Here is a 2544-nt window from a genome sequence, read left to right on the forward strand (position 1 = left end):
AATTATGGGGTAATGCATTATGGTCTCCGTCTTACTTTGCAGGAAGTTGTGGTGGTGCGCCGATTTCAATTATTCGCCAATATATCGAGCAACAACAAACACCTGATTAGTTAGCGTTAAAACGACTTTGCCGTTTGTACCTTACATCTCCGCCCTAAAGGGCGAAGTTTTACGGTACATTTGATAAATCAGGGCATGTTTTACCACGCCCTGATTTATCGTTTTGAATTAGGAACCTTATTTTTTCTGTTCTGGCAGCTTATACAATCGGTTTTTATAACTATAACTGCCCCAGAGCGCATATGCCAATGCGGTTTGTTTTAATTCCGGGTCAATTTCTGTCGGCACCAGTGTTTGGCTTGTCTTATCATAGCGAAAACCTTTAGCTTCGCTATTCGGCTGCAAAATCGCCACCTGATCACCCTGCATATACGCCATAGTCTTATCAAACTGCATCAAAGCACGGTTAGGATTATCCTCTTGTGTCAAATCATAACCCAGCATCGGATACTCACCGCTGACGCCCGCCAAAGATAGCAAGGTGGTCGGCAGATCGATTTGGCTAGTCAAGCGTGGATCACGTCGTGCTTGAATCCCTTCACCCAGAATCAGTGCCGGAATATGAAAATGCTGAATCGGCACTAATGAAGCACCGGAGACGCGAGAATCATGATCGGCGACCACTAAAAAGATGGTATCTTGCCAATAATCAGCGTTTTTCGCCATCTCAAAGAAATAGCCTAAGGCAAAATCAGCATATTTAGCAGCGTTATTGCGGGTCTGTTTCGGTTGTTCATAGAGTTCAATTTTATTATCCGGAAATTCAAACGGATCATGATTACTGGAGGTAAACACTAGGCTAAAAAACGGCTGACCGCTGTTTTGCCATTCACTAAACTTCTCATTAGCCTTATCAAACAGATCTTCATCACTCATGCCCCAAGTGGCAACAAATTTCGGATTTTTGTAATCATTCTGATCAATAATGGTCTGAAAGCCATTACCATAGAAAAAGCTCGCCATATTATCAAAATGTTTTTCGCCGCCGTAAATAAACGAAGTGTGGTACCCCTGTTGCTTCAGCAATTCGGCAATACTGAAAAAGCCGTTCTGACTGCCGGACAATTTGACTACTGCTCTCGCCGGCGTCGGCGTGAAACCGGTTGTCACTGCTTCAATGCCACGCACCGAGCGAGTGCCTGTTGCATACAGATTTTCAAATAACCAACCTTGTTGCGCCAATTGGTCAAAGTGCGGGGATAATGGTTTTCCGCCTAAACTACCAATAAACTGTGCGCCCAAGCTCTCCTCTAAAATAATCACAATATTTTTCGGTTTGCCCTGATAACTGGCTTGATTATAAGTCAGGGTTGGAATGTCATCACTAATATAGTCACTATCAGCGCGTCCACGTGCGGCTTTGATGGTTTTCAATACCTCATCAAACGCCATTTTTCCGTAAATTTCCGAAGATTTATCTTCATCTTTCATCTGTTGTGCGGCATACAATAAGGAATAACCGGAGTTCAACACCAACGAGTTAACCAACGGATCAGACGAAAACGCCACCATTGCCGGGTTAATACCACGGTGCTGCAAACTAGAGCGTGCACCGACAAATGCGACAGCAATCACCAGCAGCGCAATAAAAGGGCGGTAGCGCCAGCGAAACGGCGTTAATCCCTCAGTCACTTTTCTCGCTAAACGCCAATAAATCCAAGTCACCAAAGCTGTCACCAGTGGTACGGCAATCAAGGCAAACAGATGCCCGTTCGCCAGCATGGTAAACACCTCTTTCGGGTTGACTAAATATTCGATAAATAAACGATTTGGACGGAAGTCATAGGTTTCAATAAATTCTGGCGTTGCCAATTCCATAAACAGAATAAACACACTGCCCGCTGTTAAAACAACTCGTAACAACCACAGATAAGCTCGCCCTATCCCATTTTCAGAAACCAGCAACACGCTGAGCAGTGCAAAAATGCCGAACAGCCAGCATAGTGCGACAATATCAATCCGCACACCTTGAATCAACAATTCTGCCCAGCCATCAACGGCACTAACCCGCTCGTGTTGCCAAACGGCTAAGCCTAATCGACTTAACGAGAGTAAGATGAGATTAATAAAGGTAAAACAAAGAACCGGATATAACGATCCGAGGTATTTTTTTAAATTTAACATTATTCAGCCTGTTATAATTAACGATGTGTTGTGGTTAGAGTTTACGAAAACAAAAAAGTTCTTCGTTTTTAAATTAGGGTCTGTTGATCTTTGTTTATAATTTGAGCTATAGACTATTTTTCGCCACTCTTTTTGCAAATAAATAAGGCAAAAGTTGTGAAGTTTAGTCATTCTAAACGAACGACTTTTAACGCCGCTGTAGTAGCGAAAAGTAATGGCGAAAAAGAGTCATAGTCCTACGGATTGTGTTTAAAATGAGCACACTCGTCGTTGTAATCCTCATCAATAGTCCCACTATTGATTTCGGCTTACGCCTAGATTGTGCTCATTTTAAACGACAACTCAAAATATAAACAAAGA

At 42.7% G+C, this 2544-nt stretch carries 2 protein-coding genes; one reads left to right on the top strand and one right to left on the bottom strand.

Annotation, left to right across the window (positions count from 1 at the left end):
* Positions 1 to 110, top strand: a 110-nt coding sequence (locus FHQ23_RS11940) for a transposase (protein ID WP_176552318.1), incomplete at its 5' end; no start/stop codon positions are given.
* A 127-nt stretch (positions 111 to 237) separates the two neighbouring features.
* On the opposite strand, the gene FHQ23_RS11945 is transcribed toward FHQ23_RS11940, so the two are convergent.
* Positions 238 to 2184, bottom strand: coding sequence for an LTA synthase family protein (locus FHQ23_RS11945; protein WP_139614518.1), 1947 nt, complete (start codon positions 2182 to 2184; stop codon positions 238 to 240).
* Positions 2185 to 2544 lie beyond the last annotated feature (360 nt).

This window comes from Testudinibacter crocodili (genome assembly GCF_006228025.1).
GTDB lineage: Bacteria > Pseudomonadota > Gammaproteobacteria > Enterobacterales > Pasteurellaceae > Chelonobacter.

What these genes read in the sequence shown, in the direction of transcription:
- FHQ23_RS11945 (WP_139614518.1), bottom strand. Translation starts at nt 2,184, where the DNA reads ATGTTAAATTTAAAAAAATACCTCGGATCGTTATATCCGGTTCTTTGT.